The organism is Caballeronia sp. GAWG1-5s-s, from assembly GCF_023631445.1.
Taxonomy (GTDB): domain Bacteria; phylum Pseudomonadota; class Gammaproteobacteria; order Burkholderiales; family Burkholderiaceae; genus Caballeronia.
This window is the reverse complement of sequence record NZ_JALQDC010000003.1, coordinates 267,470-289,671: the sequence shown is the minus strand read 5'-3', so window position 1 is coordinate 289,671 and position 22,202 is coordinate 267,470. Positions and strand designations below refer to the sequence as shown.

At 64.1% G+C, this 22,202-nt stretch carries 24 protein-coding genes; 11 read left to right on the top strand and 13 right to left on the bottom strand.

From position 1 onward, the window contains the following. Window positions 1-29: 29 nt before the first annotated feature. Window positions 30-251: a BRO family protein gene (locus tag NCR34_RS03755; protein WP_250499087.1), complete on the bottom strand. Its 222-nt coding sequence runs from the start codon at window positions 249-251 to the stop codon at window positions 30-32. 340 nt (window positions 252-591) lie between these two features. On the opposite strand from NCR34_RS03755, the gene NCR34_RS03750 reads away from it, so the two are divergent. Next, window positions 592-822 (top strand): hypothetical protein, encoded by a 231-nt coding sequence (locus NCR34_RS03750; RefSeq protein ID WP_250499086.1) that lies wholly within the window; start codon window positions 592-594, stop codon window positions 820-822. Window positions 823-1,553: 731 nt separating this feature from the next. Here the strand turns inward: NCR34_RS03750 and NCR34_RS03745 are convergent. Both NCR34_RS03745 and NCR34_RS03740 read right to left on the bottom strand, forming a co-directional pair. Beyond that, on the bottom strand, window positions 1,554-1,982 hold the full coding sequence (locus NCR34_RS03745; protein ID WP_250499085.1) for a hypothetical protein: 429 nt from the start codon (window positions 1,980-1,982) through the stop codon (window positions 1,554-1,556). A gap of 497 nt (window positions 1,983-2,479) precedes the next feature. Continuing rightward, entirely contained in the window at window positions 2,480-3,109 is a 630-nt protein-coding gene (locus NCR34_RS03740) for a hypothetical protein (RefSeq protein ID WP_250499084.1), read from the bottom strand. Window positions 3,110-3,164: 55 nt separating this feature from the next. Between NCR34_RS03740 and NCR34_RS03735 the strand changes: the two genes are divergently transcribed. From NCR34_RS03735 to NCR34_RS03725, 3 genes are all read left to right on the top strand, one after another. Further along, window positions 3,165-3,590: a hypothetical protein gene (locus tag NCR34_RS03735; RefSeq protein WP_250499083.1), complete on the top strand. Its 426-nt coding sequence runs from the start codon at window positions 3,165-3,167 to the stop codon at window positions 3,588-3,590. 310 nt (window positions 3,591-3,900) lie between these two features. Then, the gene (locus NCR34_RS03730) at window positions 3,901-4,611 is read left to right on the top strand and encodes a pseudouridine synthase (RefSeq protein ID WP_250499082.1); all 711 of its coding nucleotides are present in this window, start codon (window positions 3,901-3,903) and stop codon (window positions 4,609-4,611) included. 152 nt (window positions 4,612-4,763) lie between these two features. Continuing rightward, window positions 4,764-4,940, top strand: coding sequence for a hypothetical protein (locus NCR34_RS03725; RefSeq protein WP_206467705.1), 177 nt, complete (start codon window positions 4,764-4,766; stop codon window positions 4,938-4,940). Here the strand turns inward: NCR34_RS03725 and NCR34_RS03720 are convergent. Further along, window positions 4,937-5,953, bottom strand: a complete 1,017-nt coding sequence (locus NCR34_RS03720) for an NAD-dependent epimerase/dehydratase family protein (protein ID WP_250499081.1) — start codon at window positions 5,951-5,953, stop codon at window positions 4,937-4,939. The genes NCR34_RS03725 and NCR34_RS03720 overlap by 4 nt on opposite strands. An 81-nt stretch (window positions 5,954-6,034) precedes the next feature. Between NCR34_RS03720 and NCR34_RS03715 the strand changes: the two genes are divergently transcribed. The 3 genes from NCR34_RS03715 (at window position 6,035) to NCR34_RS03705 (ending at window position 8,951) form a co-directional block, all read left to right on the top strand. After that, window positions 6,035-7,066, top strand: coding sequence for a CDP-6-deoxy-delta-3,4-glucoseen reductase (locus tag NCR34_RS03715; RefSeq protein ID WP_175939662.1), 1,032 nt, complete (start codon window positions 6,035-6,037; stop codon window positions 7,064-7,066). Between the two features lie 281 nt (window positions 7,067-7,347). Next, window positions 7,348-8,532 (top strand): acetylornithine transaminase, encoded by a 1,185-nt coding sequence (locus NCR34_RS03710; protein ID WP_250499080.1) that lies wholly within the window; start codon window positions 7,348-7,350, stop codon window positions 8,530-8,532. Continuing rightward, a complete protein-coding gene (locus tag NCR34_RS03705; protein WP_250499079.1) occupies window positions 8,529-8,951 on the top strand; it encodes a GNAT family acetyltransferase in 423 nt (140 codons plus the stop codon). Before NCR34_RS03710 ends, NCR34_RS03705 begins: the two co-directional genes overlap by 4 nt. Before the next feature lie 731 nt (window positions 8,952-9,682). On the opposite strand, the gene NCR34_RS03700 is transcribed toward NCR34_RS03705, so the two are convergent. From NCR34_RS03700 to NCR34_RS03670, 7 genes are all read right to left on the bottom strand, one after another. Then, entirely contained in the window at window positions 9,683-10,387 is a 705-nt protein-coding gene (locus NCR34_RS03700; RefSeq protein ID WP_159837870.1) for an ABC transporter ATP-binding protein, read from the bottom strand. Window positions 10,388-10,405: 18 nt separating this feature from the next. Then, window positions 10,406-11,182 carry an ABC transporter ATP-binding protein gene (locus NCR34_RS03695; protein ID WP_175939658.1) on the bottom strand — a complete coding sequence of 259 codons (777 nt, stop codon included), beginning with the start codon at window positions 11,180-11,182 and terminating at the stop codon, window positions 10,406-10,408. A 15-nt stretch (window positions 11,183-11,197) separates the two neighbouring features. Then, window positions 11,198-12,367, bottom strand: a complete 1,170-nt coding sequence (locus NCR34_RS03690; protein ID WP_248321451.1) for an ABC transporter permease subunit — start codon at window positions 12,365-12,367, stop codon at window positions 11,198-11,200. A gap of 24 nt (window positions 12,368-12,391) precedes the next feature. Beyond that, window positions 12,392-13,342, bottom strand: a complete 951-nt coding sequence (locus tag NCR34_RS03685) for a branched-chain amino acid ABC transporter permease (protein ID WP_175939656.1) — start codon at window positions 13,340-13,342, stop codon at window positions 12,392-12,394. Between the two features lie 221 nt (window positions 13,343-13,563). Beyond that, window positions 13,564-14,781, bottom strand: a complete 1,218-nt coding sequence (locus tag NCR34_RS03680) for a branched-chain amino acid ABC transporter substrate-binding protein (RefSeq protein WP_248321447.1) — start codon at window positions 14,779-14,781, stop codon at window positions 13,564-13,566. Between the two features lie 359 nt (window positions 14,782-15,140). Beyond that, window positions 15,141-16,109 (bottom strand): 4-hydroxy-3-methylbut-2-enyl diphosphate reductase, encoded by a 969-nt coding sequence (gene ispH, locus NCR34_RS03675; RefSeq protein WP_248321446.1) that lies wholly within the window; start codon window positions 16,107-16,109, stop codon window positions 15,141-15,143. 2 nt (window positions 16,110-16,111) lie between these two features. Beyond that, window positions 16,112-16,567 carry an FKBP-type peptidyl-prolyl cis-trans isomerase gene (locus NCR34_RS03670; RefSeq protein ID WP_206467698.1) on the bottom strand — a complete coding sequence of 152 codons (456 nt, stop codon included), beginning with the start codon at window positions 16,565-16,567 and terminating at the stop codon, window positions 16,112-16,114. A 204-nt stretch (window positions 16,568-16,771) separates the two neighbouring features. Between NCR34_RS03670 and radC the strand changes: the two genes are divergently transcribed. From radC to nadB, 4 genes are all read left to right on the top strand, one after another. Next, on the top strand, window positions 16,772-17,659 hold the full coding sequence (gene radC / locus NCR34_RS03665; RefSeq protein WP_250499078.1) for a RadC family protein: 888 nt from the start codon (window positions 16,772-16,774) through the stop codon (window positions 17,657-17,659). A gap of 239 nt (window positions 17,660-17,898) precedes the next feature. Continuing rightward, entirely contained in the window at window positions 17,899-18,132 is a 234-nt protein-coding gene (gene rpmB, locus NCR34_RS03660) for a 50S ribosomal protein L28 (RefSeq protein ID WP_175939651.1), read from the top strand. A gap of 11 nt (window positions 18,133-18,143) precedes the next feature. Continuing rightward, window positions 18,144-18,311 (top strand): 50S ribosomal protein L33, encoded by a 168-nt coding sequence (gene rpmG / locus NCR34_RS03655; RefSeq protein WP_007180630.1) that lies wholly within the window; start codon window positions 18,144-18,146, stop codon window positions 18,309-18,311. Between the two features lie 215 nt (window positions 18,312-18,526). Next, on the top strand, window positions 18,527-20,125 hold the full coding sequence (nadB, locus tag NCR34_RS03650) for an L-aspartate oxidase (protein ID WP_250499077.1): 1,599 nt from the start codon (window positions 18,527-18,529) through the stop codon (window positions 20,123-20,125). A gap of 3 nt (window positions 20,126-20,128) precedes the next feature. Here nadB and nadC read toward each other — a convergent pair whose 3' ends face one another. Continuing rightward, the gene (gene nadC / locus NCR34_RS03645) at window positions 20,129-21,001 is read right to left on the bottom strand and encodes a carboxylating nicotinate-nucleotide diphosphorylase (RefSeq protein ID WP_250499076.1); all 873 of its coding nucleotides are present in this window, start codon (window positions 20,999-21,001) and stop codon (window positions 20,129-20,131) included. Further along, window positions 21,001-22,128 carry a quinolinate synthase NadA gene (gene nadA, locus NCR34_RS03640; protein ID WP_250499075.1) on the bottom strand — a complete coding sequence of 376 codons (1,128 nt, stop codon included), beginning with the start codon at window positions 22,126-22,128 and terminating at the stop codon, window positions 21,001-21,003. The genes nadC and nadA overlap by 1 nt, the downstream gene beginning before the upstream one ends. Between the last annotated feature and the right edge of the window lie 74 nt (window positions 22,129-22,202).

Sequence of the window (22,202 nt, the reverse complement as noted above, 5' to 3'; positions counted from 1 at the left end):
TCGCGTGCGTGCCGAGTATTGCGCGTAATTTATGATGCGTCGCCTAGTAGCGCCTGAAGGTTGCGGCTTGAGCGTTGAGGCCCCACAGGGGGAATTTCGCCCACTACCCACTCTTCGAAGGCTTCGGCAGCGGGGAGCTTGGAGCGCATCACGAGGCGGTAGACATCACGCTCAGGGATGAACGTGAGCTCCTGGGCTCCTCCTTTGGTGGGGGCATAACGTTTCGTTACCCCCTTACAGTGGTCGGCCACTAGACTGCTTGGCGGAGATATCGAGAGGCCTGCGGTGAATACGACTATTTGATAGGGAATCCATCGAACCGGATTCGCGCCATAGCCGCCGCGTTAGCCTTTCAACGGCAATTCGCCATAGGTGACCACTGCGCTGCCGTCCGTGTGCCCCCGCAATCCCGTACTGCGTCCGTTTCGGAACTTGTGCGGCCCTGCATGCGGTGGCAAATCCATGCCGAAATGAATGGAAGGTCTTGCGGTCATCGCCGCGTTTGTTGAATCCAACTTCGCACAGGGGCCTACTGCATGGCGCGCTTTATGCTAACTCGTGTCACCAGCCACGTTCACAGTAGAAGAAAGCATGCATCAAAAACCTCCAGACCTGAGCGGCACAGAAATATCGCTTCAGATCTGCCAGAAGCAGATTGACGACCAGCTTGATTCGATCACTCGGCAAGTTCGGAAAGGCAAAGTCGTGCCTGAATCGAGGAAGCTGCTCTTCCTTCTCTACCGCAGTTTTAACGCGTTGGAGCGCGCCCAGCAAGTGATTGAAAGGTCTCACATCGAGAGCAATTACACCAGCGCGTGGTAAGCTCGGTGGTAACTTCTCAACCCTACCGCAGCAGCAGCCCCGCCCTGTAAGGCTTTGCGGCCTGCCCTAGTGCCATCGCATTCCGGCCCTGGGCACCACAGATTTTTCGAAGAAGCCGCTCGTCGAGCGGCTTTTTTGCGTTTGGGCCGCGCGGGGTGCGGTGTTTGCGTTGCTCGCGGTTCGCTGGCAGTGAGAGGCGATGGGCGGCGCGTCTGACCTTCGCGCTTTGTATCGCGGACACTCGGCGCACGGACAAAACCGCCGAGTCCACGCTCACGTCGCCTTGCGCATTGCTTCGCGGTCCTTACCGAACTCGACGCATTCGGTCTTCAGGCTGTCCGGTCCGGCACTTATCGACGGCGTTGCCGCGCCTATCGCCCTATTGGCGCGCGAAGCCGTCCGACAAAGCACAGGCGTACTCATCGTTCCGCCCGCTCCCGAACGCACGACAGCACGTGCGTTCGTCGCGAGATGCCCAACGCACGCACCCGCGTTTTCCCTGACGCGATGATGACGCGAATGTGCGCAATCGCTTAGACGCGTTGCCGCTTGCGTCGCAAGAATGGGCTCTGCATCGGCGTCGCGGCATCCCGGCGCGGGGCGTGTCACGAGGACACGCGCCTGCGGGCAACCTGGTTTCGGTTGCCATGGATATACCGCTGCCGTGACCTCGCTTCGCGCGTTGCGCGAGCCATAACTCGAACGAGCGCGCCATGACGCAATCCGAATCTTCACTGACGCTGGACGCCGTCATCTGCGGCCGCTGCCACGCCATTTCGCCTACCGGCGAGGCGACCTGCCCGTACTGCGGCGCGGATCGCCACGGTGCTGTCTTTACGAGCGTCGCCGACGCGGCGGCCGTTGCGCCCATCGAGGAGAGATACGACTTCGTCGATCTGCGCAACACCAACTGGCTCACGCGGCTCGCGCGTCGAAAGATGGTGACGTCTTATCCGAGCCTCGTCGAGCCGGGCGACGAGCCGGCCGCCCCGGCGCGACGGCCGGCGCGCAAGATGCTGGCGGTGCTGGTGAGCGGCGTCGTCGCAGGCGCGGCGGCGGGCGCGTACTTCTATGCGCAGCAGGATGCGGGCGTCGCGCCGACGAAGTCGGCCAGCGCGGCCGGATCGGTCGGCGATCGAGCTTCGGAAGCGCACAGCCATGCCGACGCGGTGCGTCCGGCGCTGGAGCGTCGCGGGAGCGATGCGTCGAGCGACGACGCGCAGGCGCACGCCGCGACTGGGAGCGCATCGCGGAGCGGATCGGCGGCGGATTCTCTCGTACAAGGCCAAGCGTCCTTGAAGGGTGACACTGCGGCCGGACCCGTCGTTTCTCAGCGACGGTCGGCGGATGTTTCAACCGCGGCAGGTTCGCATGCACGCACGTTCGCGTCCGCGAGCGCGACGGCTCAACCTACGGTTGCGCCAGCGACGGATAAAACGGCTATTACGTCGGGATCGGCCACTTCGGCGCAAGCACGCGCTTCCGCGACCGTCCCGCCCACAATCGCGCGATCGACGGACAGCGCCGCGACGTCAACGTCGGCGACTTCGGCGCAACCGCGCGCCTCCGCGTCTGCAAGCGCGGTCGCGCCGGCCGCACCCACAATCGCGCGAACGACGGACAACGCCACGGCATCGTCAATGTCCGCGACTTCGGCTCAAGCGCGCGCCTCGGCGTCTGCCAGCGCGGCTGGGTTAGCAGGCGCGGCGGTCCCGCCAGCAGCGTCGGCGATTGATGTGCACGCGCGCACGTCTGCGCCTGCCAACGCGGTCGCGGCGGTCGGGACTACGGTCACGCCGTCGACGGAGAAGACTGCGTCGAAGAACGGCACTGCGCCGCGCTCGTCGACGCCAACGTCGGTAGCCGATGCCACTGCAGCAGCCGGTGCAGGCTTCTCCGCGTCGGCAGCAGCAGCTCCGCTCACTCGCGCCGCGCCGACAGCCTCCGCCAGGTCCGTGCCGCCTGGGTCCGCTCTCGCGGCCAACGTTCCTGTTGGTCCGGCTGCGAGCGAACGCGCGCAGTCAAAGGCCGATGCGACGCCGAGCGGTTCCCATGCGCCGATGGCTTCGTTGCCGATGACTCCCCCAGCGGCCAACGCCGGACCGCAGGCCCAAGCGACGGCGGCGCGTCCGGCACAACCTTCGTCGATGGCATCGCTGCCGGCAAACCGTGCGAGTCTCACGCCGCAGCCGCAGACAGCAACGCCACCAGCCGCCAACGCAAGCACAACCGCACGCCCCCACGACAACTCGCCGCAAAAAGCATCGCCCGCGGTCGCGCGAAACATCGTCGCGGTGAAGCAGGCGCTAGCCGCTCACGACTTAACCGCAGCGCGCCGCCACATGCGCGGCCTGGACGCGAATCAGGCGCTGAGCCCGGAGATTCAACAACTGGCCGCCGATGTCGCGCGTCAGGAGCGCGCACGCGACAGCGCGATGGCCAACGCCCGCTCATGCTCGGTGAAGCAGGAGCCCGCCTGCGCCGTGCGCAACGCGCGCCGCGCGGTGGCGCTCGATCCGCGCAATCCGCAGGCGCAGACGCTGCTGCGTCAGGCCACCGCCGCCCAGGCCGAAGCCAACACCGCCTATTTCCGTCAGGCGAGCGCGCTGCCCGCGCCGATGCCGGCGGCCATGACCTTCGACGGACGCTGGAGCGCCGCAGGCAGGCACGGCGCCACGGCGAGCCAGCAGGACCGCTCGCCGTCGACGTTCACGATCTTCGGCTTGGGCGTGCCGACGGTGGCGAAGGGCCGCGGCGACGCGCATTGAGAAGCTGCGCGGTTCGCGCCTGTTCGGAGCGGGTAACCGGAAGATGCGCGGCTTCACCGACAGCGCCCAACGCGCATGCGATCCGGCGATCGGCCGTCCGCGCGCCTGTTCGACGCGGGCGACCCGCAGCCGCGCGGCTTAGCCGACAGCCGGGAACGCGCATGTCATGCGGCGATCGGCTGTCCGCGCGCCTCTCCGCCGAGGGCAATCCGCAGCCGCATGGCTTACCCGACAGCGCATGCCGGTAACGGACCTCGCGCGTTCACGACGTCCCGCTTGGTAAAATGCGCCCTCCGTCCCCACTCGCCCGATGGACCTCGAATCACTCCTCTTCTCGCAAGGCTTCGGCTCGCGCCGTCAATGTCGCGGCATCATCGCGGAGGGCCGCGTGCGCATCGGCGGCGAGATATGCAGCGACCCGAACGCCGGTGTCGCGGTCGCTGAATCGCCGGACTTCGAAGTCGACGGCATCGTGTGGACGTATCGCGAGAAGGCGTACATCGCGATGAACAAGCCGGCGGGCTACGAATGCTCGCGCGATCCGCAACATCACCTGAGCGTGTTTCACCTGTTGCCGCGGCAGCTCATCGAACGCGGCGTGCAGCCGGTTGGCCGGCTCGATCAGGATACGACGGGCCTGCTCCTTTTCTCCGACGACGGCCCGTTCGTCCACGCCTTCACGTCGCCCAAACGCAAAGTGCCGAAGGTGTATCTCGCGACGCTGCGCCACCCGCTCGACGACGCCCAACTCGCCAGCCTGCGCGACGGCGTGCTGCTGCACGGCGAAACGAAACCCAGCGCGGCGCTCGCCGCCCAGCGCCGCGACGAACGGCTGCTCGAATTGACGGTGCTCGAAGGCAAATACCATCAGGTGAAGCGAATGGTCGCGGCAGCGGGGAATCGCGTGGAGAAGCTGCATCGGGAGCGCGTGGGCGGTTATGCGCTCCCGACGTCGCTCGCGGAAGGCGAATGGCGCTGGCTCGATAGCGACGATCTCGCTGCACTGCGCGCTCAGGTATAAGGCAATGCACGCCGCCCCGCAGCCATCAATCTTCACGCCAATCAGTACAAGCCCCGATGCCTCGCCGCTGCGCCGCAGCATGCCTTCTGCGCGCCGCGCTCATATACTCGTCTTACGGAATCAAAATCACTAGAAGAAAGCAGGAGGGCATCATGGCTTCCCACATGAGCGTCGCGCTGATCGCGTTCGTGGCGTTGAGCGCGGTCGTGATCGGGGTACTGGGTGTCGTCATGCACGTGCGTCACCGCTACTCGCCGAACCTCATCGGCGCATTGATCGGCGCGCTGATGTGCTTCGTCCTGCTCGAAACGATTCCCGCGCTGATCTAGCGCCGCGTCGTGCCGGCGCGAGAGCGCAAGAAGTCGTCCACGGTCGGATGACGCAGCGCGTAGCCTAACTCGCGCTTCATCCGTTCGTTGGACAAACGGCGCGACTCGCGCATGAACGAAAGCGTCACCGGTTCCAGACGCGCCTCCGCCTCCTCGCGCGTAATGCGCGGCACCCGCGGCAAACCGTACGCGTCGGCGACGCGATCGAAATAGTCGGCCATGCGCAAGTCCGTGTCGTCCGATGCGTTCACGACGCGCTGCGCCCGCCCGCGCCCGAGCGCGCGCACGAGAATCGCGGCGAGATCGCCGGCGTGAATGTGATTCGTGTAGACATCGTCGCGTTCGATGAGCGCGGGCATCGCCCGTTCGATGCGCGCAAGCGGCAGGCGATTCTCCGCGTAAATGCCGGGAATCCGGACGATGGAAACGCGCCAGCCGCTTCGCGCGCCCACGCGGCGCAACTGCTGCTCCGCCGACACGCGCCGCCGCGCGCGCTCGTTCTCCGGCCGCGCAGGCCGCGTTTCGTCGATCAGCGCGCCGCCGCAGTCGCCGTAGACGCCCGTCGTGCTCGCATACACGAAGCGATAAGGCATGGCTCCCGATGTGGCTCCAAAAGGGGCGTCGGGTACAATGAAAGTCGATGCGCGCCAAGCACGATGCCGGGCAACGGCGGCCTGAGCGCCACGCGCGACCGAACGGCGCGGCGCGCGCAAGGCCGCGAGCAACGCACGCGTGCGGCGGTCGGTGTCGCCTTCGCGCTGAGGCGGCGCAAGATGCAGCACGTGCGGCGCGATGCCCGCGAGCCTGCGAAGGCTGCGCTTCGCATCGAGGTCGCCGGCAATCGGCAACGCGCCCGCGGCACGAAGTTCGGCGGCGCGTTCCGGATGATGCGTGAGCGCGATCACGCGGGGCGACGCGGCGCGCGAACGCAAGAGCGGCAACACGCGCAGCCCGACATCGCCGCATCCGACGATCAAGACGCGCGGGCGGCGCAAGGTTCGAGTGGCGATCATGCCGAGCATTGTATCCGCCGCTTGCCTGACCCGTTCCGGCGTCATCGTAAGACACATTCACACATCGCAAGAAATCGATCTATGGCATTCAACGTAACGCTCCGGCAAAGCGGCCGGCAGTTTCAGGTGGAACCCGACGAGCCGGTGCTGACCGCGGCGCTGCGCCAGGGCATCGGCTTGCCTTACGGCTGCAAGAACGGCGCGTGCGGTTCCTGCAAGGGCGCGGTCGTCGAAGGCGAAGTCGAGCAGGCGCCGCATTCGTCGTCCGCGCTCTCCAACGACGAAAAAACGCGCGGCATGGCGCTCTTCTGCTGCGCGACCGCGCAGAGCGATCTCACGATCGACGTGCGCGAAGTCGCGGGCGTCGGCGACGTGCAGGTCAAGAAGCTGCCGTGCCGCGTGAACGCGCTTCAGCGCAAGGCCGACGACGTCATCGAAATGAAGCTGCAACTGCCCGCCAACGAGCGCCTGCAATATCTCGCGGGGCAGTACATCGAATTCATTCTGAAGGACGGCAAGCGCCGCAGCTATTCGATGGCGAGCCCGCCGCATCACGAGGGCCCGCTCGAACTGCACATTCGCCACATGCCGGGCGGCACGTTCACGGACCACGTGTTCGGCGCGATGAAAGAGCGCGACATCCTGCGCTTCGAAGGTCCGCTCGGGACGTTCTTTCTGCGCGACGAATCGGACAAGCCTATCGTGCTGCTCGCTTCGGGCACGGGCTTCGCGCCGATCAAGGCGATCATCGAACATGCGGTCTTCAAGAACCTGAACCGCCCGATGACGCTCTATTGGGGCGGCCGCCGCAAGAAAGACCTGTACATGATGGACCTCGCCGAGCAATGGGCGAAGGAAGTGCCCAACTTCAAGTTCGTGCCGGTGCTGTCCGAACCCGATCCGCATGACGGCTGGACCGGCCGCACGGGCTTCGTTCATCGCGCTGTCATCGAAGATCTGCCAGACTTGAGCGCGTATCAGGTCTATGCGTGCGGCGCGCCCGTGATGGTGGAATCGGCGCAGCGCGATTTCACGCAGCATCACCGCTTGCCGGAGGACGAGTTCTACGCGGATTCGTTCACGAGCGCAGCGGACCTCGCGCATCCGGTCTGACGGCCGGCGCGGGCCTCGCATGCCGCCGGCGCGCAACAAATCGACGCCGGCGGTTTACAGGCACGAACGTCATCACGTATCCTTCGCGAATGAACCGAATCGCAACCATCGTCCGACGCCGCCGCTCGCCGCTTCCCTAGGGATGCCGCTGGCTCGTCATGCATTCGCGCTCGTCATGTTCGGTTAGTCTGAAGCGCAGAGAATGAAGCCACGGAAACACCGTGGCTTTCGTTTTTTGCGCGCCGTTTTTTTACCTGAGTCAACGCCCGGAGCCCGCTGTCATGAATTTCAATGAGTACCCCGTCGATTCGCTGATGTACATCACGAACCGCCCCGAGATCGTGTTCACGCACGGCAAGGGCTCCTGGCTTTACGACAACACCGGCAAACGCTATCTCGACTTCATCCAGGGCTGGGCCGTCAATTCGCTCGGCCACTGCAACGACGGCGTGATCGAGGCGCTCGAGAAACAGGCGCGCACGCTGATCAATCCGTCGCCCGCGTTCTATAACGAGCCGATGGCGAAGCTCGCCGCGCTGCTTACGCAGCACAGTTGCTTCGACAAGGTGTTCTTCGCCAACAGCGGCGCGGAAGCGAACGAAGGCGCGATCAAGCTCGCGCGCAAGTGGGGCCGCAAGTTCCGCAACGGTGCGTACGAGATCATCACGTTCGATCACAGTTTCCACGGCCGCACGCTCGCGACCATGTCCGCGAGCGGCAAGGCGGGTTGGGACACCATCTATGCGCCACAGGTGCCGGGCTTTCCGAAGGCGGATTTGAACGACATCGCATCGGTCGAAAAGCTCATCACCGAGAAGACCGTGGCCGTGATGCTGGAGCCGATTCAGGGCGAAGGCGGCGTGATTCCCGCGACGCGCGAATTCATGCAAGAGCTGCGCGCGCTGACGAAGCGGCACAACATCCTGTTGATCGTCGATGAAGTGCAAAGCGGCTGCGGTCGCGCGGGGACGTTGTTCGCGTACGAGCTGTCGGGCATCGAGCCGGACATCATGACGCTCGGCAAGGGCATCGGCGGCGGCGTGCCGCTCGCGGCGCTGCTGTCCACGGCGGATGTGGCGTGCTTCGAAGCGGGCGATCAGGGCGGCACGTACAACGGCAATCCGCTGATGACGGCGGTGGGCTACTCGGTGATTTCGCAACTGACGGCACCGGGCTTTCTCGAAGGCGTGCGCGAACGCGGCGAGTATTTGCGTTCGGAATTGCTGAAGCTATCCGACGAACGCGGTTTCAACGGCGAGCGCGGCGAAGGTCTGTTGCGCGCGTTGCTGCTGGATGGCGATCAGGGGCCGCAGATCGTCGAGAAGGCTCGGCTGATGCAGCCCGATGGACTCTTGCTGAACGCGGCGCGGCCGAATCTGCTGCGCTTCATGCCTGCGCTCAATGTGACCAGGGACGAGATCGACCAGATGATGTCGATGCTGCGCTCGGTGCTCGATTCGCTGTGATCATCCGCACGTTCGATGCGAGCGATCGCGATGCCGTGATCGCCCTGTGGCGCGATGTGTTTCCGGAGTACGCGGATGCATCGCGGCCACAGCGCGATCCGGCGTTGTCGATTGCTAATAAGCTGCGCACGCAGCCGGAGTTGTTCTTTGTCGGAGTTTCCGACGGGGATGTCGTCGGCACCGTGATGTGCGGGTATGACGGGCATCGCGGGTGGATTTATTCGCTCGCCGTTTCGCCTGCCATGAGGGGGCGCGGGTTCGGGCGCGCTCTGATGCTTCATGCGGAAGCGGCGCTTGTTCGGGCTGGATGCCCTAAGGTCAATCTGCAGATTCTTTCTGCTCGGACGGATCTTTTGCCGTTTTATGAGCGGCTTGGGTATCGCGTTGATGACGTTGTTAGTCTTGGGAAGCGGCTTTAGTTTTTTGCTTCGTTCTTTCGTGTCGGTCTAATTGCGTTGCCCCTTCCCGGGGCGGGGTTGCTGGCTGCTTTATTCGTGGAACTTGTTTTCGCGTCGGTCTATTAGCGTTGCCCCTCCCCGGGGCGGGGGTCACTTTCTTTGCTGCTGCAAAGAAAGTAACCAAAGAAAGCAGCTTTTTTCTGGCCCGCAGCAGCAAGAGTGCGGTCACTCCGCAGATACGCGGTGGCGCTCAGCTATAAGCAGCCTTGAATCACCCTCCGCGCCCACTGAGCGCCACGTCCTCCGAGCCCCTTGGCTCGTTAACACCGAACGGTTGCATAGGTACGCGCGCTTGTCCGCGCGAATGCGCGTCCGCATAACGTTAGTATGCCGAACAGCGTTTGGGCGGTCTTCAACTAAGCCTGGATCGCAGGCGGAGCGTAAGACGGGGGTGTGGTGTTAACGAGCCAAGGGGCTCGGGGGACGTGGCGCTCAGCGGGCGTGGAAGGTGATTCAGGGCTGCGGATTAGCTGAGTGCCACGGTTCTTCTGCGGAGTGACCACGCTATTACTGCTGCGGGCCAAAAAAAGCTGCTTTCTTTGGTTACTTTCTTTGCAGCAGCAAAGAAAGTGACCCCCGCCCCGGGGAGGGGCAACGCTAATAGACCGACGACAAAACAAGTTTCACGAGAGAACCAAGAAACGAAGCGGGAGTAAAACAAAACCCCCGCCCCGCGAGGAAAGAAAACCCCGTCACTCGCCCAAATAAGCAGCCCGAACCTTAGGATCATCGAGCATGACCTTAGCATCGCCGGACATGGTGACGGTACCCGAATCCATCACATACCCGCGATTAGCTGCCTGAAGCGCGAGCCGAGCATTCTGTTCGACGAGCAGCACCGTCAGCCCTTCGCTGGAAATCTCGCGAACGACTTCAAAGATCTTCTCGACCATGATCGGCGATAGTCCCATCGAAGGCTCATCGAGCAACAGCAGCTTGGGCCGCGACAACAACGCGCGCGCCATCGCCAGCATCTGCTGCTCGCCGCCGGACAGCGTGCCCGCATACTGCGACGCCCGCTCCTTCAGGCGCGGGAAGAAGCCGAACATCCGTTCGGTGTCCTTCTGAATACCGTCCGAATCGTTGCGCAGATACGCGCCCATCTGCATGTTCTCGAGAATCGACATGCGCGCGAAAATGCCGCGGCCTTCCGGCACCATCGCGAGGCCGCGCTTCAACAGCTCGTGCGTGGGCACGCCCTTGATCGACTGGCCCATGTACTCGATGTCGCCGCCCGAGAACGGCTTCAGCCCCGTGATGGCCTTCATCGTCGTGGTCTTGCCCGCGCCGTTCGCGCCGATCAGCGTAACCAGTTCGCCCTGCCCGACTTCCAGATCGACACCCTTCACCGCCTGGATGCCGCCGTAGTTCACCTGCAGACCCTTGACCTTCAACATTGCGCTTGTGGTCGCCATTTAGTGCACCCCCGCACCCAGATATGCCTCGATCACCTTCGGGTCCTTCTGCACGTCCTGCGGCAGACCCTCGGCGATCACCTTGCCGTAATCGAGCACCGTCATGCGGTTGCACAATCCCATCACGAGTTTCACGTCGTGTTCGATCAACAGAATCGTCTTGCCGTCCGCGCGAATCTTGTCGAGCAGGCGCGTCAGTTCGACCTTCTCCGTCGCGTTCATGCCGGCTGCCGGTTCGTCGAGCGCGAGGAGCTTCGGATCGGTCGCCAAAGCACGCGCGATTTCCAGACGACGCTGGTGGCCATACGACAGATTGCGCGACGTGTAGTCCGCGTATTGCAGCACGCCGACGTACTCCAGCAGTTCGAGCGCGCGCTCCTTGATTTCCTTCTCTTCACGACGTTCGGCGGGCGTCTGGAACACCGCGCCGATCAGCCCGTGCTTCGTGCGCACATGGCGGCCGACCATCACGTTCTCCAGCGCGGTCATGCCGCCGAAGAGGCGAATGTTCTGGAACGTGCGCGCAATGCCCGCCTTCGCTACCTGATACACGGCGGTCGGCGTGTAGGCTTCGCCGTCGAGCTTGAATTCGCCGGAATCCGGCGTATAGAGGCCGGTGATGACGTTGAAGAACGTCGTCTTGCCCGCGCCGTTCGGGCCGATCAGGCCGTAGATTTCGCCTTCCTTGATTTCGAGGCCCACTTCCGACAGCGCCTGCAAGCCGCCGAAACGCTTGTTCACGCCCTTCACGGACAATCGAGTACGTTTGTCGCTCATTTTTGATTCCCCCGCTTAGGCGCGCACCGGCTTCTTGCCGTTGCGCTTCGCGATCTTCGCGATCTTGTCTTCGTGTTTCGCGGCGGGCCACAGGCCTTCCGAGCGATACAGCATGATCAGCACCATCGCCAGACCGTACAGCAACTGGCGGATAACTTCGGTATCCACGATCTGATGGCCGAAGACGGCGTTTTGCAGCGGACCCATCGTCGAGCGCAGGAATTCGGGGAACACGGCGAGCAGCACCGCGCCGAGAATCACGCCCGGAATGTGGCCCATGCCGCCGAGCACCACGCACGCCAGCACGACGATCGATTCCCAGAACGTGAACGATTCCGGCGACACGAAGCCTTGGAACGCGCCGAACATCGCGCCCGACAGGCCGCCGAACGACGCGCCCATTGCAAACGCGAGCAGCTTCACGTTACGCGTGTTGATGCCCATGGCCTTCGCGGCGATTTCGTCTTCGCGGATCGCGGCCCATGCGCGGCCGATACGCGAGTGTTGCAGGCGCGTACAGACCCAGATCACGATGAGCGCGCCGATCACGAACAGGTAGTAGTACATGTACACCGACGGGAACTTCATGCCGAACAGCTCGTGCGTCTGCGACAGATTGAAGCCCGCCACCGTCACCGGATCGATGCCCGTAATGCCCTTCGGGCCGTTCGTGATGTTCACCGGACGGTCGAGGTTGTTCATGAAGATCCGCACGATTTCACCGAAGCCGAGCGTCACGATAGCGAGGTAGTCGCCACGCAGACGCAGCGTCGGTGCGCCGAGCAGCACGCCGAACGTGGCGGCGAGCGCCATCGCGACCGGCACGATCAGAAGGAACGGCACATGCAGCCCGCCCGGCGCGAGATGCGCGATCCATTCGAACTGCGAGGTCAGTTGCGGCGAAGACAAGAGCGCCGCCGTGTACGCGCCGACCGCATAGAACGCGATGTAGCCCAAATCGAGCAGGCCGGCGAAACCGACCACGACGTTGAGGCCGAGCGCGAGCATCACGTAAAGCATCGCGAAGTCGAGCACGCGGACCCAGTAGTTGCCGCCGGCTGCGCCGATCACCATCGGCGCGGCGATCACGAACGCGGCGACGATGATGCCGACGACGAGCGTCTTGCCCGTGTTTTTCTCGGGGATGAGCGTCGTGGACGGCTCAATCGGTTGAATCGAAGTCATTTTGTAGAGCTCCTCACACGGTCTTTAAGCGCGGTCCGCGACACGTTCGCCGAGCAGACCCGACGGACGGAACACGAGCACGATGATCAGCACGATGAAGGCGAACACGTCCTGATAGTTACTGCCGAAGACGCCGCCCGTCAGATTGCCGATGTAACCGGCGCCCAACTGTTCGATCAAACCGAGAAGCACGCCGCCGACCATCGCGCCGCCCAGGTTGCCGATGCCGCCCAAGACCGCCGCCGTGAACGCCTTCAGGCCGGGAATGAAGCCCATGTAGAAGTGCGCGTTGCCGTATTCGGACGCGATCATCACGCCGGCGAGCGCAGCAAGCGCCGAGCCGATCATGAAGGTCGCCGAGATCACGAAGTTCGGGTTCACGCCCATCAGCGAAGCGACGCCGGGGTTTTCCGCGATCGCGCGCATCGCGCGGCCGAGCTTGGTCTTGTGCACGAGCAGCAGGAGGCCGCCCATCACAAGGAACGCGACCACGATGATCACGATTTCCGTCATCGAGATGACCGCGCCGGGACGCGTTTCAGTCGCGGTGATGACGTTGATCGGGTCGGTCGGCAGAAGCTGCGGGAACGCGAGCGGGTTGCGGCCCCAGATCATCATGGCGACCGTTTGCAGCAGGATCGACACGCCGATTGCGGTGATGAGCGGCGCGAGACGCGGCGCCTTGCGCAGCGGCCGGTACGCGACGCGTTCGATGGTGTAGCCGACGATCGCGCAGACGATCGCCGCGACGATAAGCGCGATCGTCAGCATGATCGGGCCGGGCATCGAGGGAAAGTGGTTCTGCATGACGCCGATGGCTGAAAGCGCCACCATCGCGCCCACCATCAGCACGTCGCCGTGCGCGAAGTTGATGATGCCGAGAATGCCGTACACCATCGTGTAACCCAACGCGATGATGGCGTAGACGCTGCCAAGCACCAGACCGTTGAGGATCTGCTGGATGAAAATATCCATTTAAAGCTCCTTAGCCCCGTGCGACCGGATGACGCTTTTATCACCGGCCGATAAACCGGTGTGAAGCGAAATCTGGAGCGGCACTGCGCGTACTTTTAAAAAAACCGGAAAGGGTTAATCGCCTGTCGTTGCGCCCGCCGCCGGATAGGTGCGGGCGTCCGCCAGACGGATGCGAAACGGCGCTTGTCGGATAGGCGCCGCAAGACTGCAAACGCCTGCTGCTACTGCTTCACGACGTCGAGCACGTCCTTCTTTTTGTCCTTGAAGTCGTAAAGCGTGATGGTGCTGGTCTTCAGATCGCCTTTGTCGTCGAAAGCGATATGCCCCGTCAGACCGTTGAAATCCGTCGTGGCCATCGCCGCGAGCACCTTGCTCGCCTCGATGGAATTGGCGCGCTTCATCGCATCGACGATCACGTACACCGCGTCGTACGTGAACGGCGCGTAAATCTGCACTGGCGTGTGAAACCGTGCCTCGTACTTCTGCGCGAAGTCCGCGCCCTTGTCCATCTTCGCGAGCGCGGGCCCCGCTTCGGAACACACGACGTTCTGCACCGCGTCGCCCGCCAGTTCGGGCAGTTGCTGCGTGCAGACGCCGTCGCCCGCCAGAATCTTCGCCTTCACGCCGAGCGCCGCCGCTTCTTTCGCGAACGGGCCGCCCGTTGCGTCCATGCCGCCGTACATCACGGCGTCCGGCTGCATGCGCTTGATCTTCAAGAGGATCGCCTTGAAGTTGCGCGCCTTCTCCGATGTCGTCTCGCGCGCGGCGACCTTCACCCCGCCCGCCTGCGCCGTCTTCGCGAACTCGTCGGCGAGGCCGCGGCCGTAGGCGGTCGCGTCGTCCACGATCACCACTTTCTTCGCGTGCAGCGTCTTGATGGCGTAGCCGGCCAGCACGGGGCCCTGCAGCGCATCGGTTGCGACCACGCGGAAGGTCGTCTTGTAACCCTGCTTCGTGTACTGCGGGTTCGTCGTCGACGGCGAAATCTCCGCGATGCCCGCATCGCTATAAATTTTGGACGCCGGAATCGATACGCCCGAATTCAAATGGCCGATCACCGCGACCACATGGTCATCTACCAGGCGCTGCGCGGCTTCTTCGCCGGTGCGCGGGTCGGCTGCGTCGTCCTGGCTGTCGAGCACGAGGCGAATGGAGCGGCCGTCGATGGTGAGACCCTGCGCGCTTATTTCCTCCAGCGCGAGCCGCGCGCCGTTTTCGTTGTCTTTCCCTAAATGCGCCTGCGTGCCGGACAACGGCGCGACATGGCCGATCTTCACTACCGTCGCTTCGCTCGCCGGTGCCGGCGCAGCCGTCGCCGCCGTCGGGGCGCTTGCCGCCGGTGCTGCTCCGCTCGCTCCGCCTTCGTCCTTCTTGCCGCATGCGGTTGCCATTGCAACCGCAGCCGCGATGGACACGGCGTAAGCAAACTTGAATCGCATCAAATGAGACCTCCTGCGCCTTTCAGAACCGTTGCCAGAGGCCCTTCCGGACTCAGGACGCGCGAATTGTAACGCTAAATATGAGACGAGCAATATTCTTGCGTGGCGGGGTTTTCCAGCATTGCAACCCGCATTTTTCGGCGATTTTCGCGCAAAAGCGCAACCCGGTTGCGATCCGGTTTTGTGCAGTAGTTGCACCATTCCGGGAGCGGGGTTTAATCGGTTCGGCGACGAGTACGTTTGCGCGATTGCCTACATATGGCGGCGCCCCCTAATGGTGCATCCGTCTCTTAGCCCGACAATGCGCGCAGGCGAAAAAAAAGCGCCCGCAGGCGCTTTTTCGAAGGTTTCGTCTAACTTTATTGCGGCAACGACAAGCCGCGCGGCAGCGGGAACGAGATGGTCTCTTCGATCCCTTCGAGCGAGCGCACGCTGCGCACGCCGAGTTCGCGTAGCCGCGCGATCACGGCCTGCGCGAGCACTTCCGGCGCCGACGCGCCCGCCGTCACGCCGATGCGCTTTTTGCCCTCGACCCAGTTCGGATCGATCTGCGTCGGCGAATCCACCATATAGGCGGGGATGCCGCTGCGCTCGGCCACTTCGCGCAGCCGGCTCGAATTCGAGCTGTTCGGGCTGCCGACCACGATCACGACATCGCACTGCGGCGCGAGAAACTTCACCGCGTCCTGGCGATTCTGCGTCGCGTAGCAGATGTCCTGCTTCTTCGGCTCCTTGATCGCGGGATACTTGTTCTTGAGCGCGTCGATGATGGCCGAGGCGTCGTCGACCGAAAGCGTCGTCTGCGTCACGTACGCAATGCGGTTCGGGTCGGGCAGATCGAGCTTCAGCACGTCCTCGATATCTTCGACCAGATGCATGCCCTCGCCGGACTGCCCCATCGTGCCTTCGACTTCCGGGTGTCCCTTGTGGCCGATCATCACGATGTCGAAGCCTTCCTGCCGCATCTTCGCGACTTCCATGTGCACCTTGGTCACGAGCGGGCACGTGGCGTCGAACACGCGCAGCCCGCGCGTTTCCGCTTCGACGCGCACGGCTTTCGAGACGCCGTGCGCGCTGAAAATCAACGTGCTGCCCTCGGGAACGTCCGACAGTTCCTCGATGAAAATCGCGCCCTTCTTGCGCAGATCCGCGACCACGTACGCGTTATGCACGATCTCGTGGCGCACGTAGATCGGCGCGCCGAACAGCTTGATCGCGCGCTCGACGATCTCGATCGCGCGGTCCACGCCCGCGCAGAAGCCGCGCGGCTGCGCGAGCAGGATTTCGACGTCGGTTTCGATATCGGTGAGGCTTTCGATCAGGCTCATGGCTACAGAATTCCGATGATTTTCACTTCGAACGCCAGCGTCTGGCCGGCGAGCGGGTGATTGAAGTCGAAGAGCGCCGACGTCTCGCCCACTTCCTTGAGCACGCCCGCGTAACGCCCGCCGTTGGGCGCGTTGAATTCGACGAGATCGCCGGGAGAAAAATCCTCACCGACCATGCTGTTTTCGCGCAGCGTCGCGAGCGACACCCGCTGCAGCAGTTCCGGATTACGCGGCCCGAACGCCTGCTCCGGCGTTAGCCGAAAGGTCGAATGGTGGCCGACCTTGAGCCCGAGCAGAATTTCTTCGAGCGGCGGGGCGAGCTGGCCCGCGCCGAGTAGAAGCGTGGCGGGCTTGTCGGTAAAGGTGTTGACGATGTCGGCGCCGTCGGCCAGCGCCAGCCGGTAATGCAGCGTGACATGGGAGCCGGGCTTGACCTCGGAGATATCGATGATGCTCATGAGTATTGGATGTGGCGGTTCAGTCGAAAGCGCGGCGTGGGCCGGGCGAGCGGCGGCTCGTCGGCGCGAAGCTGCGAACCGCGTGGCGCAGGGTCGAAACGGGCGCCAAAACCGCTATTGTAAGACAGAGTGGTCCGGCGACGCGTCAGGCGCGTGCGGCGTTGGTGCGGCGGCGCGCGAAACGCGGTCTGTGGAATGTGGGCAATGATGGGCGCTGTCGAGCCGGTGGCCGGGGGGAATGCGGGGTCAGGTGCCGGGCTGGTTGGTGAGCCGGTTTCCGCGTCAGTTGACGAGCCGATTGCCGCGTCAGGCGCCGATGCGGTTGACGGACCGCTTTCCGCGTCAGTTGACGAGCCGGTTGCCGCACCGGTTCCGAACGCGCCAGCGGAGCCCGCGACGACAGCCCGGCTCGGCACACTCGCCATCTCGCAATGGGACAAGGCCGACCGGCCGCGCGAACGCCTGCTCAAATCCGGTGCCGAGACGCTTTCCGACGCCGAACTCCTCGCGCTGTTCCTGCGCACCGGCGTGCCAGGCCTCACGGCCGTCGATGTCGCGCGTGCACTGCTGCGGCGCTTCGGCTCGCTGCGGTCCATGCTGGGCGCTTCCGCGGTCGAACTCAGCGCCGAACGCGGCATCGGCGAGGCGCGCGCCGCGACGCTCATCGCGGTATCTGAATTGTGCCGACGCGCGCTGGCGGAGCGGGCGCGGGATCGCATGCTCCTGAATTCGCCGGGCGCGGTCGAAGACTTTCTGCGCCTGAAAATCGGCACGCGGCCGAACGAAGTGTTCATTTGCATCTATCTCGACGCGCGCCATCAGTTACTGGACATTTGCGAGGAAGCACGGGGCTCGCTCACGCGCGTAGCCGTGTATCCGCGCGAAATCGTCAAGCGCGCGCTCTCGCTGAATGCGGCCGCGCTGATCGTCGCGCATAATCACCCTTCCGGCGCCAATCAGCCGAGCGCGGGCGACCGCAAGCTCACGCGCACGCTACTCGACGCGCTCGCGCTCGTCGACGTGAAGCTGCTGGATCACATGATCGTCGCGTCGAATGACATTTTTTCGTTCGCGCGGGAAGGCTGGCTGTGAGACGGGCTTCAAAGTGGATTCGCGGACCAGCAAAAAAGCCGAAACGTCTTGATAACGCACGGCTTTTCCTGCTAGAATCCGCGTTTGCTTTTCTCAACCCACCTGTTCTGAGCTTACGCGGTCCTCATTGGCATAACCGTGCTGCCAAGTTCCCGGTAAAGGCAACCAGGGAAAAAGAGGTCGGCTTGCAGCACCCGCTGCACCGAGCGTAGGAATCAGACTGTATTAGGAGTGCTCGCATGGCACGCGTATGCCAAGTAACTGGGAAAGGGCCGATGTCCGGCAACAACGTTTCCCACGCCAACAACAAGACCAAGCGTCGTTTCCTGCCGAACCTGCAGAACCGCCGTTTCTTCGTTGAAAGCGAAAATCGCTGGGTCCGTCTGCGCGTCTCGAACGCCGGTCTGCGCCTGATCGACAAGAACGGTATCGACTCCGTGCTCGCAGATCTGCGCGCACGCGGTGAAATCTAAGGAGCACGCACATGGCCAAGGGCGCACGCGACAAGATCAAGTTGGAATCGACCGCAGGCACGGGTCACTTCTATACGACGACCAAGAACAAGCGCAACATGCCGGAAAAGATGCTGATCAAGAAATTTGATCCGGTCGTCCGCAAGCACGTTGAGTACAAGGAAACCAAGATCAAGTAAAGCGGCGTTGCTCCGCGCAAGCGGAAGACGGACCGCACTTGAGATTGAGTGCCTGACGAAGACAGCAAAAAGCCCCGCTCACGCGGGGCTTTTTGTTTTGCGGCGCGCTTTTCATGCGCGTTTCACATGGTCGTGCATGGGTTTTCGCGGTTTCCCGGCGCTTGCGCGTTATGCTTGCCGGCTATCGACAACGACAGCGACGGAGACACGGCGGCATGAACTTCGATGTAGCGATCGTGGGGAGCGGACTCGCGGGCCTGAGCGTCGCGCTGAATCTGGCCGAGACGCGGCGCGTGGCGATCATCGCGAAGCGCGCGGTGAGCGAAGGCGCGAGCGACTGGGCGCAAGGCGGCATTGCGGCGGTGCTGGATTCGGCGGACAGCGTCGACGACCACGTGGCCGACACGCTCATCGCGGGCGGCGGCCTGTGCGACGAGGCGGCGACGCGCTACATCGTCGAAAACGGGCGCGCCGCGATTCAATGGCTCATCGACGAAGGCGTGCCCTTCACGCGCGACGTCTCCGCCGAACTCGGCTTCCATCTGACGCGCGAAGGCGGACATAGCCATCGCCGCATCATCCACGCCGCGGACGCCACCGGCCACGCGGTCGTCACGACGCTCGGCGAGCGCGTGCGCAATCATCCGAACATCACCGTTCTGGAAGATCACTACGCGATCGACCTTATTACGTCCGACCGGCTCGGGCTGCCAGGCCATCGCTGCCACGGTCTGTACGCGCTCGACCTGAAAAGCGGCCGCACCGTCACGATCGAGGCGCCGCATACGGTCCTCGCGACGGGCGGCGCGGGCAAGGTCTATCTCTATACGACGAATCCAGACACAGCGACCGGCGACGGCATCGCGATGGCGTGGCGCGCGGGCTGCCGCGTCGCGAACATGGAGTTCATCCAGTTCCATCCGACCTGCCTCTTCCATCCGTACGCGAAGTCGTTTCTCATCTCGGAAGCCGTGCGCGGCGAAGGCGGCGTGCTGCGCCTGCCGGACGGCACGCGCTTCATGCCCGCGCACGACGAACGCGCCGAGCTTGCCCCGCGCGATATCGTCGCCCGGGCGATCGACTTCGAGATCAAGAAGCGCGGCATCGACTGCGTGTATCTGGATATCAGCCACCAGCCGCGCGCGTTCCTCGAAGAACACTTCCCGACGATCCTCGCCCGCTGCCGCGAGTTCGGCATCGATATCGCGAAGGAGCCGATTCCCGTCGTGCCGGCCGCGCACTATACCTGCGGCGGCGTCGTGACCGATCTCGCCGGGCGCACCGACCGTCCCGGGCTGTATGCGGTCGGGGAAACGTCGTGCACGGGGCTGCACGGGGCGAACCGGCTGGCGAGCAATTCGTTGCTGGAATGCATCGTGGTCGGCCGGGCGGCGGCGGCCGCCATCGAAGCAGACGGTTTCTCCGCCGGATGCCACGCGCCCCTCCCCGACTGGGACGAAAGCCGCGTCTCCGATCCGGACGAGGAAGTCGTCGTCGCGCATAACTGGGACGAACTGCGGCTTCTGATGTGGAACTACGTCGGCATCGTGCGCACGGACAAGCGGCTCGCGCGCGCCCGGCATCGCATTGCGCTCCTTCGCGACGAAATCCACGAGTACTACGCGAATTTCAAGGTGAGCCGCGACTTGCTGGAACTGCGCAATCTGGTGGATGTGGCGTCGCTGATCGTCGAAAGCGCGTGTTCGCGACGCGAAAGCCGCGGCCTGCACTACAGCCGCGACTGGCCCGAAACCTTGCCGAAGGCGCTGCCGACCGTGCTGACGCCGCCGGCGGCGCGGCGGCGCGCGGTCTGACGGCTAGATAAGGCGCATCGAATAATCGGTGGCGCGCACGTCTTTCGTGAGCGCGCCGATCGAAATGCGATCGACGCCGGTCTCCGCTATCGCCCGCACAGTTTCGAAATTCACGCCGCCCGACACTTCCAGCAACGCGCGGCCCGCCGTCACCCGCACGGCGTCGCGCATGGCGTCGAGCGTGAAGTTGTCGAGCAGAATGGACTCCGCGCGGTGCGCGAGCGCCGTTTCGAGTTGCGCGAGCGTCTCGACTTCGATCTGAACCGGCACGCCCGCGTTCAGCGCAAGGGCCGCGTCCATCGCTGCGCCGACGCCGCCCGCCGCCGCGATGTGGTTTTCCTTGATCAAAATGCCGTCGTAGAGCGCGAGCCGCTGGTTCGCCCCGCCGCCCACCCGCACGGCGTACTTCTGCGCGAGCCGCAGGCCTGGCAGCGTCTTGCGCGTATCGAGGATCCGCGCGCGCGTGCCTTCGATCGCGTCGACGTAACGGCGCGTCGCGCTCGCCACGCCCGAGAGCAGTTGCAGAAAGTTGAGGCCATTGCGCTCGGCCGTGAGCAGCGAGCGCGCGGGGCCGTGCAGCAGCACGACGGGCGTATCGGCGGCCATGCGCTGCCCTTCGCGATACTGCCATTCCACTTCGATGGACGCGTCGACGCGCCGCATCACTTCGTCGAACCACGGCGCGCCGCACAGCACGGCTTCTTCCCGCACGATGATCCGCGCCGTGCGCCGCGCGTCCGCCGGGACGAGGCGGCCGGTCACATCGCCGGTGCCGATGTCTTCGGCGAGCGCATCGGCGACATTACGCGCGAGCGCCGCGTCGAACGCTTCGCCGTATTGCGAACGGACTTCGTCGAAAATCGGTGAGTACGGCATCACGCGGCTCCCACGTTCGAAAACAGCGCGGTGTCCTTCGCCAGATCGCCGCTCGCCTGCACGCGTTTCTTGTGACGCGCGGCGAAATCGAGCATCCGGTCGATCGGCACGCGCGCGCGCTGCCCGATGGCCGCGTCGACGTGAATCTCGTTATGCCCGCGTTCGAGCACGTCGGCGAGGTTCGCGAGACCGTTCATCGCCATCCACGGACAATGCGCGCAGCTCTTGCACGTGGCGCTGTTGCCGGCCGTCGGCGCTTCGATGAACGTCTTCCCCGGCGCGGCGAGCCGCATCTTGTGCAGAATGCCGAGGTCCGTCGCGACGATGAAGCGGCTCGCGTCGAGGCGCACGGCGGCATCGATCAGTTGCGTGGTCGAGCCGACGACATCGGCCAGCTTCACGACCGCTTCCGGCGACTCGGGATGCACGAGAATCTTCGCGTCCGGATACTCGGCGCGCAGCAGATCCAGTTCGATGCCCTTGAACTCGTCGTGAACCAGACAGGAGCCCTGCCACAGCAGCATGTCCGCGCCCGTCTTTCTCTGGATGTAGCCGCCGAGGTGACGATCGGGCGCCCACAGAATCTTTTCGCCGCGCGCGTGCAAGTCCGCGACGATCTCGAGCCCGATGGACGACGTGACCATCCAGTCGGCGCGCGCTTTCACGGCGGCGCTCGTGTTCGCGTACACGACGACCGTGCGGTCCGGATGCGCGTCGCAGAACGCGGCGAATTCGTCGGCGGGACAGCCGAGATCGAGCGAGCACGTGGCGTCGAGGTCAGGCATCAACACGCGCTTGTCCGGGCTCAGAATTTTGGCGGTCTCGCCCATGAACCGCACACCCGCGACAACCAGCGTCTTTGCCGCATGATCGCGGCCGAAACGCGCCATTTCGAGCGAATCGGCGACGCAGCCGCCGGTTTCGTCGGCGAGTTCCTGTAGCTCCGCATCGACGTAATAGTGCGCGACCAATACGGCCTGTTCCCGCCGCAACAGCGCGCGAATGCGCTCCTTCAACGCGCGCTTTTCCTCCGGCGACGGCGCTTGCGGCACGCGCGCCCACGCCTCGCCAACTCCACACGTCAGCCCTTGCGGCCGGTCGTACTCGACGCTTTTGATTGCCTGCATGTCCCCTGCCTCCTGCCGAATCCAGCGAAAATCCGTCGCCCATAAACAAAAACCCCGCCAGAGCGGGGTCTTGT

Excerpts from the sequence above, each read along its gene's own strand:
- NCR34_RS03750 (WP_250499086.1), top strand. The coding sequence starts at position 592 with ATGCATCAAAAACCTCCAGACCTGAGCGGCACAGAAATATCGCTTCAG.
- NCR34_RS03745 (WP_250499085.1), bottom strand. The coding sequence starts at position 1,982 with ATGGCTGTGCGCTTCCGAAGCTCGATCGCCGACCGATCCGGCCGCGCT.
- NCR34_RS03740 (WP_250499084.1), bottom strand. The coding sequence starts at position 3,109 with ATGTTTCGCGCGACCGCGGGCGATGCTTTTTGCGGCGAGTTGTCGTGG.
- NCR34_RS03735 (WP_250499083.1), top strand. The coding sequence starts at position 3,165 with ATGCGCGGCCTGGACGCGAATCAGGCGCTGAGCCCGGAGATTCAACAA.
- NCR34_RS03730 (WP_250499082.1), top strand. The coding sequence starts at position 3,901 with ATGGACCTCGAATCACTCCTCTTCTCGCAAGGCTTCGGCTCGCGCCGT.
- NCR34_RS03725 (WP_206467705.1), top strand. The coding sequence starts at position 4,764 with ATGGCTTCCCACATGAGCGTCGCGCTGATCGCGTTCGTGGCGTTGAGC.
- NCR34_RS03720 (WP_250499081.1), bottom strand. The coding sequence starts at position 5,953 with ATGATCGCCACTCGAACCTTGCGCCGCCCGCGCGTCTTGATCGTCGGA.
- NCR34_RS03715 (WP_175939662.1), top strand. The coding sequence starts at position 6,035 with ATGGCATTCAACGTAACGCTCCGGCAAAGCGGCCGGCAGTTTCAGGTG.
- NCR34_RS03710 (WP_250499080.1), top strand. The coding sequence starts at position 7,348 with ATGAATTTCAATGAGTACCCCGTCGATTCGCTGATGTACATCACGAAC.
- NCR34_RS03700 (WP_159837870.1), bottom strand. The coding sequence starts at position 10,387 with ATGTTGAAGGTCAAGGGTCTGCAGGTGAACTACGGCGGCATCCAGGCG.
- NCR34_RS03695 (WP_175939658.1), bottom strand. The coding sequence starts at position 11,182 with ATGAGCGACAAACGTACTCGATTGTCCGTGAAGGGCGTGAACAAGCGT.
- NCR34_RS03690 (WP_248321451.1), bottom strand. The coding sequence starts at position 12,367 with ATGACTTCGATTCAACCGATTGAGCCGTCCACGACGCTCATCCCCGAG.
- NCR34_RS03685 (WP_175939656.1), bottom strand. The coding sequence starts at position 13,342 with ATGGATATTTTCATCCAGCAGATCCTCAACGGTCTGGTGCTTGGCAGC.
- NCR34_RS03680 (WP_248321447.1), bottom strand. The coding sequence starts at position 14,781 with ATGCGATTCAAGTTTGCTTACGCCGTGTCCATCGCGGCTGCGGTTGCA.
- ispH (WP_248321446.1), bottom strand. The coding sequence starts at position 16,109 with ATGAGCCTGATCGAAAGCCTCACCGATATCGAAACCGACGTCGAAATC.
- NCR34_RS03670 (WP_206467698.1), bottom strand. The coding sequence starts at position 16,567 with ATGAGCATCATCGATATCTCCGAGGTCAAGCCCGGCTCCCATGTCACG.
- radC (WP_250499078.1), top strand. The coding sequence starts at position 16,772 with ATGATGGGCGCTGTCGAGCCGGTGGCCGGGGGGAATGCGGGGTCAGGT.
- rpmB (WP_175939651.1), top strand. The coding sequence starts at position 17,899 with ATGGCACGCGTATGCCAAGTAACTGGGAAAGGGCCGATGTCCGGCAAC.
- rpmG (WP_007180630.1), top strand. The coding sequence starts at position 18,144 with ATGGCCAAGGGCGCACGCGACAAGATCAAGTTGGAATCGACCGCAGGC.
- nadB (WP_250499077.1), top strand. The coding sequence starts at position 18,527 with ATGAACTTCGATGTAGCGATCGTGGGGAGCGGACTCGCGGGCCTGAGC.
- nadC (WP_250499076.1), bottom strand. The coding sequence starts at position 21,001 with ATGCCGTACTCACCGATTTTCGACGAAGTCCGTTCGCAATACGGCGAA.
- nadA (WP_250499075.1), bottom strand. The coding sequence starts at position 22,128 with ATGCAGGCAATCAAAAGCGTCGAGTACGACCGGCCGCAAGGGCTGACG.